Source organism: Massilia sp. LMS1-1-1.1 (assembly GCF_040815535.1).
In the GTDB taxonomy this organism is placed as follows: Bacteria; Pseudomonadota; Gammaproteobacteria; order Burkholderiales; family Burkholderiaceae_D; genus Janthinobacterium; species Janthinobacterium aestuarii.
On record NZ_JBFPNG010000001.1, the window covers coordinates 21,627 to 34,770 of the forward strand.

Genomic DNA, 13,144 nt, shown 5'->3' on the forward strand with positions numbered 1-13,144 from the left:
GGGTCGTACCCTGCAGGGTACGACCCCAGTCCTTGCTCTTGGGTCAACGCTTAAAACTGCAAGCGCATCTCCACATGCGCAATCCCCGCCTCTTCAAACTGTTCCCCCTGCTGCACGAAACCGTGGCGCGCATAGAATGGCGCGGCCACGGTTTGCGCGTTCAAGACCACCGCCTTGTCGCCCCGCTCGCGGGCCTTGTCCATCAACAAGGTCAACATGGCGCCGCCCACGCCCGTGCCGCGGCCCGGCTGGCGCACGGCCATGCGGCCGATGTGGCCGTCTGGCAATAGCCGGCCCGTGCCGATGGCGTTGCCTGCCACATCGTAGGCAACGGCGTGCAGGCAGACGGCGTCCATGTCGTCGAGTTCGATCTCGGCCGGCACTTTCTGTTCATCGACGAAAACTTCAAAACGGATGACGGTAGCGTCAGGGCCCAGGGTGGCCCAGTCGCCGAGGCGGATGGTGTGCTTGGTCATGGGTATACGGTAATAAGAGACGGGCCGTCATTGTCGCACGGCCTGCCACGCCTTGGCAGGTGCTGCGGCTCAAGCGTTCGATTTCAGGTAACGTCCAGGTGTTTCACCGAGTACCTTGCGAAACATGACGACAAAATTGCTCGCGTTCTCGTAGCCCAGGCCCTCTGCGACATGCTGGACCGTGGCGCCCCTGGCCATCCATTGCAAGGCGAGCAGGATATGCAGTTGCCTGCGCCAGCGTCCGAAACTCATGCCGGTTTCCCGGGACACGAGGCGTGACAGCGTGCGCGCACTGATGCCCATCCGCTGCGCCCATGATTCGATGTTGCCGGGATCGGACGGACGCGCCATGATCCACTCGACCAGTTTGCGTAGCCGCTTGTCTGTCGTCAGGGGCAGATGAACCTGGCCGGGCTGCGCCAGCGCCATTTCGTCGAGAAGCAGTGTCATCACCCGTGACGCCATGCCGTCCTCTTCGTAGCGCATCGGCAATGCCGCTGAACGGATCACCAATTCACGCAGCAGCGGCGTGGTCGACAAGGTGCAGCACTCCTGCGGCAAAGCGTCGCCCACCGCAGGATCGACATACACCACGTAACAATCGACCGTGCCGGCCCCATCCATTCGATGTTGTGTGCCGCCGGGGACCCAAATGGCGCTTCCTGGCGGCACCAGCCAGAAGCCGCCGTCCACCTCGCAGGTGAGCACGCCACGCATCCAGAGCAGGAACTGGCCTTTTCGATGCTGATGAAAATCCTTCTCCTGGCGGCTATCCATCTCGCGGCCAACGGCGCCAAGCGTGACCACCGGCCTTGGCACGCAGTCGGGGTCTTCCCACTCAATGGACGAGTCGTCGCTGAAAACAGGCATCGGGCACCTTTCAAGGAACAAAATCAGTGTGGCAAGAATTCAATATAACATGGCCTGTTGGGTCATTGTGACCAACACGTGGCGCGCCTAACATGGACGGTGACATCACAACCACGAAAGCTGTCATATGGAACAAACGAAGAAAATCCTGATCTGCGGCGGCGGCATCGCCGGCCCTGCGTGTGCCTGGTGGCTGACCAGGTACGGCTATTCGGTGGTGCTCGCCGAAAAGGCCGGCGCGCTCAGGGACGGCGGGCAGAACATCGATGTAAAGGGCGCCGCGCAGCAGGTCATCAAGCGCATGGGTTTGACGGAACAGGTCGAGGCACACAACACGCTGGAGTGCGGACAGAAGTGGCTCGACGCGGCCGGCAAGGTGGTCGCTGTTTTTCCCAAAGGTAGTATCGGTGGACTGACCTGCGATTTCGAAATCCTGCGCGGCGATTTCGCCCGTATTTTGTTCGATGCGACCCGCGGCACTTGCGGATACCGTTTTGGCACGTCCGTCAGCGGCGTTGAAGAGATTGAAAATGGTGTGCGGGCAACTTTTGCGAATGGCACGGCAGAGGACTTCGCGCTGGTGATCTGTGCCGATGGCGTGAGCTCGCCGACCAGAGACCTGGCGCTGGCCGCTGAAACGCGCATGCGTTACCTCGGTGTCTACATGGCGTTTTTCAACATTCCCCGGCGACGGGAAGACGACTTCTGGGCCTGCTCCGTCAACGGCATAGGCGGTACGATGATCAACCTCAGGCCAGGTGGCCTGACGGAAACTACCGTGTTGATGACCTTTCCAGCCCCTGAGCCTGGCCTGCGGAGTCCGACGACGCCGTCGCGGCGCGAGCTGCTGCGCGCGGCGCTGACAGGCCGGGGCAAGGTCGCCGATCGTATCATCGCCGAGCTTGATACCGTCCAGGACTTTTACTTCGGGCCGATGAGCCAGGTGCAAGCATCGACCTGGTCAAAAGGCCGGCTGGTCTTGCTGGGCGATGCGGCGCACTGCCCGACGCCATTCACGGGCAAGGGCACGGCTTTGGCGCTGGTGGGAGCCTACGTGCTGGCCGGGGAAATCAAGAGGTGCGCTACCCACACCCAGGCATTCCAGGCATATGAACGCATCCTGCGCCCGTATGTCGAGCGGTCGCAGCAGGAGCTGAGCCCTCGCCTCATCCGCCTCATGCACGTGCGGACGCGGTTCGGCATAGCCATCGCGCACCTGCTGCAACGGTGCGTCGGCAGCGCCCTGATCCAGTGGCTGTTGCGACCGAACGCCAAGACCAGGGCGCGCAGGATCGACGACGATTTCACGCTGCCGATGTATTGAAAGCATTGCTGTGCTAGCGGGGCGCGGCCGGGCAAGGAACTGGCGGCGCACCCAGTCATTTCAAAACAGCCCGCTTACAACTTCACCAGCTGCTTGCCGAAGTTGCGCCCTTTTAAGAGGCCGATGAAGGCCTCGGGCGCGCTGGCCAGGCCGTCGGCCACGGATTCGCGGAATTTCAGCTTGCCCGTCGCCACCAGGCTGCCCAGTTCCGCCAGTCCCTGCGGCCAGAATTCCGGCTGCTCGGAAACGATGAAGCCGCGCACGGTGAGGCGGTTGGTAAGGATCAGGCGCGCATTGTCGAGCGGCGTCGGTTCGCCGTTGTAGCCGGCGATCCAGCCGCACACGGCCACGCGGCCAAACGCATTGGTGCGCGCCAACGCCGCATCGAAGATGGCGCCGCCCACGTTTTCAAAGATGGCATCGATACCGTCCGGCGTCGCCGCCGCCAAATCGGCCTCCAGATTGCCCGCCTTGTAGTCGACGCAGGCATCGAAACCCAGTTCCTCGACGACATAACGGCATTTTTCCGCACCGCCCGCGATGCCGACGACACGGCAGCCTTTGAGTTTCGCCAGCTGCCCCACGACGCTGCCCACGGCGCCGCTGGCGGCCGACACGACCACGGTTTCGCCCGCTTTCGGCGCCATGATCTGGTTCAAGCCATACCAGGCCGTCATGCCCGGCATGCCGACGGAGCCGAGATAAGCCGAAGCGGGGATGTGCGTCGTATCGACCTTGCGCAGCATCGTCCCATCGGACACGGCCACCTCCGTCCAGCCCAGGGTCCCAACAACCGTATCGCCCACGGCAAACTTCGGATGCTTCGACTCGAGCACCACGCCCACCGTGCCGCCGATCATCGTTTCATCGAGCGCCTGCGGCGCCGCATAGCTTTTATTCGCACTCATGCGCCCGCGCATGTACGGGTCGAGCGACAGGTACTGGTTACGCACCAGCAACTGGCCATCCGTGATGGCGGGAATATCTTGAGTTTCCAGGCGAAAATGTGCCGGCTGGACTTCCTCCGTGGAGGCGGGGCGCGAGGCGAGGACGATGCGTTGGTAGGTGGTCATGAATGCTCCTGTTATTGATCAATGAAGCCCAGAGGCGACTACTGGGGTCGAACCCTGAGGGTTCGACCCCGGCCCTTCGTTTGGGGTTATCGGGTTTTCATACTTCATAGTCCATGCACTGCCGCGCTTCACGCACAGCCCCAAAAAACGGCTTGATTTTCACGTGCTCGGGATGGTTCTGGTAAGCATCGAGCGCTTCGCGGCTGGCGAATTCGCTGTACAGGACGATGTCGTAGGTCGCTTCCAGGCCCGGCTGGGCCACGGCGGCTTCGAATTTCAATATGCCGGGCACCAGGCCGGAGCAGGAATCGAGCAGGGCCTTGAGCTTCAATGCATTCGTGGCGCGGTCGGCGCCTTCGGCGTGGTCTTTGAGTTTCCAGAAAACGATGTGCTTGATCATGGCGGCAGGCTGCTTGTTTATTAATGAAGCATTACTGTAACCGCTATCGGCGCGTCTTGCAGGAACGGAGCGCCCAATGCAAACGGGCGGCCATGGAAGCCGCCCGCAGACTGGGGTCACACTAATATCACAGCACTTCGAACAGCCCTGCAGCGCCCTGCCCGCCGCCGATGCACATGGTCACCACCACGTATTTGACGCCACGGCGCTTGCCTTCGATCAAGGCGTGGCCCGTCAGGCGGGCACCCGACACGCCGTACGGGTGGCCGACGGCAATCGCGCCGCCGTTGACGTTCAGGCGGTCCATGGGGATGCCCAGGGTGTCGGCGCAATACAGTACTTGCACGGCAAACGCTTCGTTGAGTTCCCACAGGCCGATGTCGGCAACAGTCAAGCCCGCCTTTTTCAGCAGTTTCGGAATCGCGTAGACGGGGCCGATGCCCATTTCATCGGGTTCGCAGCCGGCCACGGCAAAGCCGCGGAAGATGCCCAGCGGCTGCAAGCCTTTCGCTTCGGCCACTTTCGCATTCATGACGATGGCCATCGAAGCGCCATCGGAAAACTGGCTGGCATTGCCGGCGCTGATGACGCCGCCAGGAATGGCCGGGCGGATCTTTGCCACGCCGTCATACGTCGTGTCGGCACGGATACCTTCGTCGGCGGCAATCGTCACTTCGCGCGACACGAGCATGCCGCTGGCCTTGTCGGCCACGCCCATGATGGTGGTCATCGGCACGATTTCCGCGTCGAACAGGCCGGCGGCCTGGGCCGCGGCGGCACGCTGCTGGCTTTGCGCGCCGTAGGCATCCTGGCGCTCGCGTGAAATCTGGTAGCGCTTGGCCACGGTTTCGGCCGTCTGCAGCATGGGCCAGTACAGTTCCGGCTTGTGCTGCTGCAGCCAGACCTCGCGGTACATATGCGTATTCATTTCGTTTTGCACACAGGAAATCGATTCCACGCCGCCCGCCGCATAGATATCGCCTTCGCCGGCGATGATGCGCTGCGCCGCCAGGGCGATGGCCTGCAAGCCAGACGAGCAAAACCGGTTGACGGTCATGCCGGCCGTCGTCACGGGACAGCCGCCGCGCAAGGCCACCTGGCGCGCGATATTGCCGCCTGTCGCGCCTTCGGGAAAGGCGCAGCCGACCAGTACGTCCTCCACTTCCTCCGCTTCGATGCGCGCGCGCTCGACGGCGGCCGCCAGCACGTGACCGCCCAAGGTGGCGCCATGCGTCATGTTGAACGCGCCTTTCCAGGACTTGGCTAGGCCCGTGCGGGCGGTCGATACGATGACGGCTTCATTCATGCTGTGTCTCCTTGTGGGGATATTATTGGGTAGGGTATCTGCGGAATGAGAATAGCACATTTAAGTACGGTCGTTCGTAAAGTTCCGCCGGACATTGATTTGTAAGCTTGGTGTAAGTTTCAAGCAAGCATGACGTAAGGTTCGGAGAACACACTCGCCTCCAGCTGTTGCAAGAATGGTCAAAAAGACCGCGGCACCAGTTCACTATAAAACATAGGGAGACAAACCATGGCATCATCATCCGGCCCGGCCGACGTACGGAAAACTTCTACCAAGGGAACGCCGATTACGCCCGAGGAACGCAAGGTCATCTTTGCGTCTTCGCTCGGCACCGTTTTTGAATGGTACGATTTTTATCTGTACGGTTCGCTCGCTTCCATCATCGCCAAGCAATTCTTCATCGGCGACCCCACTACCACCTTCATTTTCGCGCTGCTGGCCTTTGCCGCCGGCTTCATCGTGCGTCCGTTCGGCGCGCTGGTCTTCGGCCGCCTGGGCGACATGATCGGCCGCAAGTACACCTTCCTGATCACCATCCTGATCATGGGTGGCTCCACCTTCATCGTCGGTTTGCTGCCGGGCTACGCCTCCATCGGCATCGCCGCACCGATCATCCTCGTGTTCCTGCGCATCCTGCAAGGCCTGGCGCTGGGCGGCGAGTACGGCGGCGCAGCCACCTATGTGGCCGAGCACGCGCCTGAAGGCAAGCGCGGCTCGTTCACGGCGTGGATACAAACGACGGCAACCCTGGGCTTCTTCCTGTCGCTGATGGTCATCCTGGGCACCCGCCTGGCGACCGGCGAGAAGGATTTCGAGGCGTGGGGCTGGCGCATTCCCTTCCTCGTCTCCGTCATCCTGCTGGGTATTTCAGTGTGGATCCGTCTGGCCATGAATGAATCGCCGGCGTTTGCCAAGATGAAGGCCGAGGGCAAGACCTCGAAAGCCCCGCTGACGGAAGCGTTCGGCAAGTGGAAGAACCTGAAGATCGTCATCCTGGCCTTGATCGGTCTGACCGCCGGCCAGGCAGTCGTGTGGTACACGGGCCAGTTCTACGCCCTGTTCTTCATGATCCAGACCCTGAAAGTGGACCTGGCAACGGCCAACGTGCTGATCGCCATCGCCCTGCTGCTGGCCACGCCGTTCTTCCTGTTCTTCGGCAGCCTGTCCGACCGCATCGGCCGCAAGTACATCATCCTCGGCGGCTGCCTGATCGCCGCGGTCACCTACTTCCCGATCTTCAACGGCCTGACCCACTTCGCCAACCCACAGCTGGAAGCGGCTCTGAAAAACTCGCCAGTGGTGGTCGTGGCCGATCCTGCTTCCTGCCACTTCCAGTTCAACATGACGGGCACGAAGAAATTCCCATCGTCGTGCGACATCGCCACCGGCTTCCTGTCGAACAGCTCGGTGAACTACACGAAGGAAGACGCACCGGCCGGCAGCATCGCCAAGGTACGCATCGGTACGAAGGAATTTACGTCGTTTAACGCCGTCATGACACCGGACGGCCTGAACTTCGACGCGGACAGCAAGGCCAAAGAAGCAGCGCTGAAGAAAGAACTGGGCGCCGGCATCAAGGAAGCGGGCTACCCTGCGAAAGCCGATCCGGACCAGATCAACAAGCCGATGGTCGTCTTGCTGCTGTTCATCCTGGTGCTGTACGTGACCATGGTGTACGGCCCGATCGCCGCCATGCTGGTGGAAATGTTCCCGACGCGCATCCGTTACACCTCGATGTCCCTGCCCTACCATATCGGTAACGGCTGGTTCGGCGGCTTGCTGCCGACCACGGCCTTCGCGCTGGTGGCCTTCAAGGGCGATATTTATTATGGCTTGTGGTATCCGATCGTCGTCGCCCTGGCGACTGTCGTGATCGGCACCCTGTTCGTCAAGGAAACGAAGGACAACAATATCTACGCCGACGACTGATACGGCGCAAGCCCCGGCTGCAAGGCCGGGGCCCACAAAGCAAAACGCCGCTGACTGGTCAGCGGCGTTTTTTTATGGGCTGGCAAGCTTACTTGTCGCTCTTGCTCTTTTTCAGCTGGTCGCGCTGCTGCACGTATTCCTGGTAGCTGGTCTGGTTGCGCTTGCGGCAGGCATTGCGGTCGTCGAAATTATTGAGGCTGTTGCAGTACTCGCCGATCTTGTCCCGGTTCGCGTCATACAGTACTTCGCAGCCGGTCATCGCCAGCAAGAAGGGAACGATCAGATATTTCATTGCTACTCTCATGGATAGGAACGGGATTGCGCGAAAAAACACCAGATTGCCCGCTGGATAAGCAAGCAGCTTTATCTTAACGCGATCCCAGCGGAAAGTACAAGCGCTCGGTATTACTAAATGGAAAGGATTCCCGGCGCAACGAGCTGATCGGCGCTGGCATCCTCGTTCAACAGCGGATTGCCCGCCGCGAACGCCGCCAGGTGCTCGAGCAGCACGCGCACGCGGGCCGGCAGGTAGCGCCGCTGCGTCCACACGGCGTACACGTGGCGCGGCTGCGGCATCCAGTCGGGCAGGACGCGCACGAGACTGCCGCTGGCCACTTCGTCGCGGCATTGCAGGAGCGGACACAGCAGGATACCGATGCCCGCGTCGGCCATCTCCACGGCCAGGCGCATTTCATTGACGCGCAGGCGCGCCTGCGGTTCGATCACCATTTCGGCGCCGTCGCCGGGCCGCCGCAAGCGCCAGCTGCGCAGCGGCTCGGCCACGATCAACTCATGCTGTTCCAGTTCCTGCAAGTCGCGCGGCACGCCGGCGCGCGCCAGGTAGGCTGGTGCGGCCACCATCACCAGCGAAGCGCTGCCCAGCCGGCGCTGCATCAGCGAGGAATCATCGAGCGCGCCCACGCGGATGGCCAGGTCGGCGCCGCTGCCGACGAGGTCTTGCAGCAGGTTCGACAGCTCCAGTTCCAGGCGGATGTCCGGGTATTTCTGCATGAAGCTGACCCAGGCCGGCGTCAGCAAGCCGCTGGCAAAGTTCACGGGCGCCAGCACGCGGATGCTGCCCGAGACGGCCGACAGGCTGGCGTCGAGCTGTTGCGTCGCCTGCCGCAAGGCGTGTACCAAGGGACGGCATTGCTCATAGTATTGCCAGCCTTCCGCCGTCGGCTGCAGGCGGCGCGCGCTGCGATTGAGCAAGCGGTAGCCGAGCTGGCTTTCCAGCTTTTGCAGCCGACGCGTGACGGTAGCGGCAGGCAAGTCTTCCTTGACGGCGGCCGCATGCAGGCTGCCCGCCTCGACAATGGCGACAAACAGGGCTAAATCATCAAGCATGATTGCATTTTCGGAATTTGAAATTAAAAATATGGCTCTAGTATAGATTGCTGCAAGTCGTTACGCTGCCATATCTTCACACTTTGAAAGTGCTCCATGTCCGAAGCCCTGCGTTTGCGCTGCGTATTTGCCTTCCTGATGTCGCTGCTCATGACCCTGCTGATGAGTGCCTGGGTCACCTGGCTCAATATCGGCCTGCAGGCCGACTTCCTGCCTCGCTGGCGCCATGCCTTCTTTGCCGCCTGGCCCGTGGCCTTCTGCGCCGTGATGCTGTTCGCCCCCCGCGTGCAGCTGATGAGCCGCAACATCGTGGCCCGGCTCGCCAGCAGCGCTTGACCAGCAGTCGTCCGCCGGCAGTACCACTCGGTCACTCCCGCCCACGGCCGCCCTGATCCGGGCTATGCTATGGGCGTCCTTATTTTCACAGCGGAGTGCCCATGCTCGATCACGTTTCCCTCACCGTCAGCGACCTGGAACGCGCCGAGCGCTTCTATGACGCCGTCTTTGCCGCGCTGGACGTGCCCAAGGTGGGCAGCGACCACGCCAACGCCTGGATAGGCTACGGCGAGCGCAGCGACGCGGATCATCCTGAACGCAGCTACTTTTCCGTGCGCCTGGGCCCCAAGCCCGACGACGCGCCGCGCCGCCACTACTGCTTCAAGGCTTCCTCACGCGCGGCCGTGGAAGCGTTCTGGCAGGCGGGACTGGCGCACGGCGGCATCGACCTGGGCGCGCCCGGACTGCGCCATTATCACGCCAGTTATTACGCGGCCTTTTTGTTCGATCCGGACGGCAACCGCATCGAAGCCGTCTGCCATCGCGCCGACGCCGGATGACAGGACGGGAAATCCGGCTCTGTTCGGCATTTCCACTTCTATATGTTTTGCCTATAATGGCTGCCAAGCCATACCGGCTCCCGGTCCGTGCACCAAGAAGGAGATTCATGCATCATCTATTCGTCGGCCGCCCCGCGCGCACCATGCTCCTCTCCAGCGCCGGCTTGCTGCTGGCAGGCTGTTTTTCCGGCTGCTCTCTGTTGCCATCCACGCCAGTCACGCCAGGCATTCCCGCCACCGCGGCCCTGCCCGACGCCAGCATCGCCTATACCCTGAGCGGCCAGAACGGCTTGCCCGTGGTCTTCCAGTCGGCCATGGGCGACGGCAAGGATGTGTGGGCCAAGGTCGTGCCCGAAGTGGCCAGGCAGCACCGCGTGCTCGTCTACGACCGCCCCGGCTACGGCGACAGCCAGAAAACCACCACGCCGCGCGATCCCTGCACCATCGCCGCCCAGCAGCGGGCCCTGCTGGCGCAAGCGGGCCTGAAGCCGCCGTATGTGCTCGTCGGCCATGGCTTGGGCGGGCTGTACCAGTATGTGTATGCCAGGCTGTATCCGCAGGACGTGGCCGGCCTCGTCCTGCTCGATCCTACCCATCCGCAGCAGTGGAACCGCCTGCAGGCGGACGCGTCCACCTACGCCATGCTCGTCAAAACGCGGCGTAAACTCATGTTCAACAGTACGGAATCGGCCGAATTCGATGCCCAGACGCAGTGTTTGCAGCACGTCGACATGAGCAGCCCGCTGCGCGTGCCCGCCATGCTGCTGGTGCGCGACAAGTTCGGCATCGAGGAAATGGGCTCGTTTGAAAACGTGGTGCGGGCCCAGGAAAAGGATTGGCAGCGCCTGTCCGGCGCGCCCGCCATCGAGCGCATCACGGGCGCCGGCTATTACATCCAGAAAGACAACCCCGTCATCGTCAACGAGGCGGTCAAGATGGTGGCGAAGAAGAAGTAAACATGCTTGCTGGCGTCCGTGGTGGTGTCGGATTACGCGCTTGCGCGCTAATCCGACCTACCCGGCTCTTGAGCCCTCGTAGAGGCGTAGGTCGGATTAGCGCGGCAAAGCCGCGCGTAATCCGACAATATTGTTGGCGTCGGCTTAGCTATTGAAACCCTTGCCCTCGCCCGCCAGTTTCACCAGCAGCGGCGCCGGCGTCCACGCTTCGCCGTGGCGGCCTTTGGCGTAGCCGGCAATCGTGTCGAGCACGTTCGGCAAGCCGACCGTGTCCGCGTAGAACATCGGGCCGCCGCGGAACAGCGGGAAGCCGTAACCGGTCAAATACACCATGTCGATGTCCGAAGCGCGCAGGGCGATGCCCTCTTCCAGGATGCGCGCGCCTTCATTGACGAGCGCATACACAAGCCGTTCGACGATTTCCTGGTCGCTGATCTTGCGCCGCGCCACGCCGATATCGGCGGAGTGCTGGAGAATCATGGCATTGACCTGCTCCGATGGATACGCCTTGCGGTCGCCCGGCTTGTAGTCGTACCAGCCGGCGCCCGTCTTCTGGCCATAGCGTCCCAGTTCGCACAGCAGGTCGGCCGTCTTCGAATACGTGACGTCCGGCTTTTCCACGTAGCGGCGCTTGCGGATGGCCCAGCCGATGTCGTTGCCGGCCAGGTCACCCATGCGGAACGGGCCCATGGCAAAGCCGAATTTCTCGACCGCCTTGTCGACCTGCTCCGGCAGGCAGCCTTCTTCCAGCAGGAAACCGGCTTGGCGGCTGTATTGCTCGATCATGCGGTTGCCGATGAAACCGTCGCACACGCCCGAGACGACACCCGTTTTCTTGAGTTTTTTTGACAGGGCCAGCGCCGTAGCCAGCACGTCCTTGCCCGTTTCCTTGCCGCGGACGATTTCCAGCAGCTTCATGACGTTCGCGGGGCTGAAGAAATGCGTGCCGATGACGTCTTGCGGGCGTTTGGTGAACGCGGCGATCTTGTCCAGGTCCAAAGTGGACGTGTTCGACGCAAGGATGGCGCCCGGCTTCATGACGGCGTCGAGCTGTTTGAAGACGGTTTCCTTGACGCCCAGCTCCTCGAACACGGCTTCGATGACGATGTCGGCTTGCGCAATGTCGGCATAGGCCAAGGTGCCCGAAACGAGCGCCATGCGCTGCTCGGCCTTCTCTTGCGTCAGCTTGCCCTTCTTCACCGTGTTCTCGTAATTCTTGCGGATCGTGGCCAGGCCCTTGTCCAGCGCTTCCTGCTTCGTTTCCAGCAGCATCACGGGGATGCCCGCGTTGGCAAAGTTCATGGCGATGCCGCCGCCCATGGTGCCGGCACCGACGATGGCCGCGCTGGCGATCGCGCGCATGGGCGTATCGGCAGGCACATCGGGCACCTTGCTGGCGACACGCTCTGCAAAGAAGGCGTGGCGCAGGGCTTTAGATTCAGGCGACTGCACCAGCTGCATGAACAGTTCGCGCTCGTACTTCAAGCCGTCGTCGAATTTCATCGTCACGGCGGCCGACACGGCATCGACGCATTTGAGCGGTGCGGGGAACGGGCCGGACATGGCTTTCACGGTATTGCGCGAAAACTGCAAAAAAGCTTCGTGGTTCGGATAGTCGACCTTGCGTTCGCGCACTTTCGGCAGCGGGCGCACGTCGGCCACTTTCGTGGCGAAGGCCACGGCGGCGGCCAGCAAATCGGCGCCAGGCGCGATGACTTCGTCGAACAGGGCCGTACCAGCCAATTTTTCGGACGCGACGGGCGTGCCCGAAACGATCATGTTCAAGGCCATTTCCAGGCCCAGCACACGCGGAAGGCGCTGCGTGCCGCCCGCTCCCGGCAAGATGCCGAGTTTAACTTCCGGCAAGGCCATCTGCGCGCCAGGCGCGGCCACGCGGTAGTTGCAACCGAGCGCCAGCTCCAGACCACCACCCATGCAGACGCTGTGGATGGCCGCCACGACTGGCTTGGTCGATTGTTCGACGACGTTGATCAGGGTGTGCAGGGTCGGTTCCGTGAGCGCCTTGGGCGAATTGAATTCCTTGATATCGGCGCCGCCCGAGAAGGCCTTGCCGGCGCCCGTGATGACGATGGCTTTGACGGCCTCGTCCGCCAGCGCCTGGCGGATGCCGGCAACGGCAGCCGTGCGCGTTGCCAGGCCCAGGCCATTGACGGGCGGGTTGGCCAGGGTAATGACGGCAACGGCGCCGTTCACTTGATATTCAGCACTCATGTCTCTTCCTTATTGATTTTTGCTCAGCGATGAGGTGGTTGCAAGGGATGAAGCTTCACTATACCGCATAAAAGAACGCTCGTATTATTTTTGTCGTGGCGCGCCCGGCGCCAGCATGCTACGCCATGGTACAACATCGTTTGCGGAAAGATTCTGCTGCAAGCGGCAAGCTCCTGTAGAAGCTATCACTTGGATATTCATTTGATTAATAAAACCGCAATAATAATAACAACGTTTTATTATGCAAAATAATGGTTTTGTTATATGCCAGCATGGGGCAATTGCGACAGTTTCTGCATTATTTATTGCCACCCCTTGTTTTTCGACAGGCGCTGGGGAATAATAAAATTGTTGATTCAAATCAATACTCTACAATTTATCTACTATAAGGCAAA

Annotated in this window: 14 protein-coding genes; 5 read left to right on the top strand and 9 right to left on the bottom strand. The window is 61.6% G+C overall.

What is annotated here, in order from left to right:
• Positions 1-50 precede the first annotated feature (50 nt).
• Positions 51-476 carry a GNAT family N-acetyltransferase gene (locus MRBLMS1_RS00115; protein ID WP_485877000.1) on the bottom strand — a complete coding sequence of 142 codons (426 nt, stop codon included), beginning with the start codon at positions 474-476 and terminating at the stop codon, positions 51-53.
• A 69-nt stretch (positions 477-545) separates the two neighbouring features.
• Positions 546-1,346 (bottom strand): AraC family transcriptional regulator, encoded by an 801-nt coding sequence (locus MRBLMS1_RS00120; RefSeq protein ID WP_485877001.1) that lies wholly within the window; start codon positions 1,344-1,346, stop codon positions 546-548.
• A 127-nt stretch (positions 1,347-1,473) separates the two neighbouring features.
• On the opposite strand from MRBLMS1_RS00120, the gene MRBLMS1_RS00125 reads away from it, so the two are divergent.
• Positions 1,474-2,670 (top strand): FAD-dependent monooxygenase, encoded by a 1,197-nt coding sequence (locus tag MRBLMS1_RS00125; RefSeq protein ID WP_485877002.1) that lies wholly within the window; start codon positions 1,474-1,476, stop codon positions 2,668-2,670.
• Positions 2,671-2,744: 74 nt separating this feature from the next.
• Here MRBLMS1_RS00125 and MRBLMS1_RS00130 read toward each other — a convergent pair whose 3' ends face one another.
• The 3 genes from MRBLMS1_RS00130 to MRBLMS1_RS00140 all read right to left on the bottom strand — a co-directional run bounded on the left by MRBLMS1_RS00130 (position 2,745) and on the right by MRBLMS1_RS00140 (position 5,449).
• Complete coding sequence (locus MRBLMS1_RS00130; protein ID WP_485877004.1) at positions 2,745-3,743, bottom strand: NADP-dependent oxidoreductase; 999 nt, start codon at positions 3,741-3,743, stop codon at positions 2,745-2,747.
• A 97-nt stretch (positions 3,744-3,840) separates the two neighbouring features.
• Complete coding sequence (locus MRBLMS1_RS00135) at positions 3,841-4,143, bottom strand: Dabb family protein (protein ID WP_128143176.1); 303 nt, start codon at positions 4,141-4,143, stop codon at positions 3,841-3,843.
• Between the two features lie 127 nt (positions 4,144-4,270).
• Positions 4,271-5,449 (bottom strand): acetyl-CoA C-acyltransferase, encoded by a 1,179-nt coding sequence (locus tag MRBLMS1_RS00140; RefSeq protein WP_485877006.1) that lies wholly within the window; start codon positions 5,447-5,449, stop codon positions 4,271-4,273.
• Positions 5,450-5,677: 228 nt separating this feature from the next.
• On the opposite strand from MRBLMS1_RS00140, the gene MRBLMS1_RS00145 reads away from it, so the two are divergent.
• Positions 5,678-7,378: an MFS transporter gene (locus MRBLMS1_RS00145; protein ID WP_128143174.1), complete on the top strand. Its 1,701-nt coding sequence runs from the start codon at positions 5,678-5,680 to the stop codon at positions 7,376-7,378.
• A gap of 88 nt (positions 7,379-7,466) precedes the next feature.
• Here MRBLMS1_RS00145 and MRBLMS1_RS00150 read toward each other — a convergent pair whose 3' ends face one another.
• On the bottom strand, positions 7,467-7,670 hold the full coding sequence (locus MRBLMS1_RS00150) for a hypothetical protein (protein WP_046682764.1): 204 nt from the start codon (positions 7,668-7,670) through the stop codon (positions 7,467-7,469).
• Positions 7,671-7,786: 116 nt separating this feature from the next.
• A complete protein-coding gene (locus tag MRBLMS1_RS00155) occupies positions 7,787-8,725 on the bottom strand; it encodes a LysR family transcriptional regulator (protein ID WP_139089165.1) in 939 nt (312 codons plus the stop codon).
• Between the two features lie 96 nt (positions 8,726-8,821).
• Between MRBLMS1_RS00155 and MRBLMS1_RS00160 the strand changes: the two genes are divergently transcribed.
• The 3 genes from MRBLMS1_RS00160 to MRBLMS1_RS00170 all read left to right on the top strand — a co-directional run bounded on the left by MRBLMS1_RS00160 (position 8,822) and on the right by MRBLMS1_RS00170 (position 10,517).
• The gene (locus tag MRBLMS1_RS00160; RefSeq protein WP_070302497.1) at positions 8,822-9,061 is read left to right on the top strand and encodes a DUF2798 domain-containing protein; all 240 of its coding nucleotides are present in this window, start codon (positions 8,822-8,824) and stop codon (positions 9,059-9,061) included.
• 101 nt (positions 9,062-9,162) lie between these two features.
• A complete protein-coding gene (locus tag MRBLMS1_RS00165) occupies positions 9,163-9,561 on the top strand; it encodes a VOC family protein (RefSeq protein WP_128143172.1) in 399 nt (132 codons plus the stop codon).
• Positions 9,562-9,668: 107 nt separating this feature from the next.
• Positions 9,669-10,517, top strand: coding sequence for an alpha/beta fold hydrolase (locus MRBLMS1_RS00170; RefSeq protein WP_485877009.1), 849 nt, complete (start codon positions 9,669-9,671; stop codon positions 10,515-10,517).
• A 144-nt stretch (positions 10,518-10,661) separates the two neighbouring features.
• On the opposite strand, the gene MRBLMS1_RS00175 is transcribed toward MRBLMS1_RS00170, so the two are convergent.
• Together MRBLMS1_RS00175 and MRBLMS1_RS00180 are read right to left on the bottom strand one after the other, a co-directional pair.
• A complete protein-coding gene (locus MRBLMS1_RS00175; RefSeq protein WP_485877011.1) occupies positions 10,662-12,749 on the bottom strand; it encodes a 3-hydroxyacyl-CoA dehydrogenase NAD-binding domain-containing protein in 2,088 nt (695 codons plus the stop codon).
• Positions 12,750-12,833: 84 nt separating this feature from the next.
• Positions 12,834-13,109: a hypothetical protein gene (locus tag MRBLMS1_RS00180; RefSeq protein WP_128143169.1), complete on the bottom strand. Its 276-nt coding sequence runs from the start codon at positions 13,107-13,109 to the stop codon at positions 12,834-12,836.
• Between the last annotated feature and the right edge of the window lie 35 nt (positions 13,110-13,144).

Coding starts and splice junctions, on each gene's coding strand:
- MRBLMS1_RS00115 (WP_485877000.1), bottom strand. CDS start 476: ATGACCAAGCACACCATCCGCCTCGGCGACTGGGCCACCCTGGGCCCT.
- MRBLMS1_RS00120 (WP_485877001.1), bottom strand. CDS start 1,346: ATGCCTGTTTTCAGCGACGACTCGTCCATTGAGTGGGAAGACCCCGAC.
- MRBLMS1_RS00125 (WP_485877002.1), top strand. CDS start 1,474: ATGGAACAAACGAAGAAAATCCTGATCTGCGGCGGCGGCATCGCCGGC.
- MRBLMS1_RS00130 (WP_485877004.1), bottom strand. CDS start 3,743: ATGACCACCTACCAACGCATCGTCCTCGCCTCGCGCCCCGCCTCCACG.
- MRBLMS1_RS00135 (WP_128143176.1), bottom strand. CDS start 4,143: ATGATCAAGCACATCGTTTTCTGGAAACTCAAAGACCACGCCGAAGGC.
- MRBLMS1_RS00140 (WP_485877006.1), bottom strand. CDS start 5,449: ATGAATGAAGCCGTCATCGTATCGACCGCCCGCACGGGCCTAGCCAAG.
- MRBLMS1_RS00145 (WP_128143174.1), top strand. CDS start 5,678: ATGGCATCATCATCCGGCCCGGCCGACGTACGGAAAACTTCTACCAAG.
- MRBLMS1_RS00150 (WP_046682764.1), bottom strand. CDS start 7,670: ATGAAATATCTGATCGTTCCCTTCTTGCTGGCGATGACCGGCTGCGAA.
- MRBLMS1_RS00155 (WP_139089165.1), bottom strand. CDS start 8,725: ATGCTTGATGATTTAGCCCTGTTTGTCGCCATTGTCGAGGCGGGCAGC.
- MRBLMS1_RS00160 (WP_070302497.1), top strand. CDS start 8,822: ATGTCCGAAGCCCTGCGTTTGCGCTGCGTATTTGCCTTCCTGATGTCG.
- MRBLMS1_RS00165 (WP_128143172.1), top strand. CDS start 9,163: ATGCTCGATCACGTTTCCCTCACCGTCAGCGACCTGGAACGCGCCGAG.
- MRBLMS1_RS00170 (WP_485877009.1), top strand. CDS start 9,669: ATGCATCATCTATTCGTCGGCCGCCCCGCGCGCACCATGCTCCTCTCC.
- MRBLMS1_RS00175 (WP_485877011.1), bottom strand. CDS start 12,749: ATGAGTGCTGAATATCAAGTGAACGGCGCCGTTGCCGTCATTACCCTG.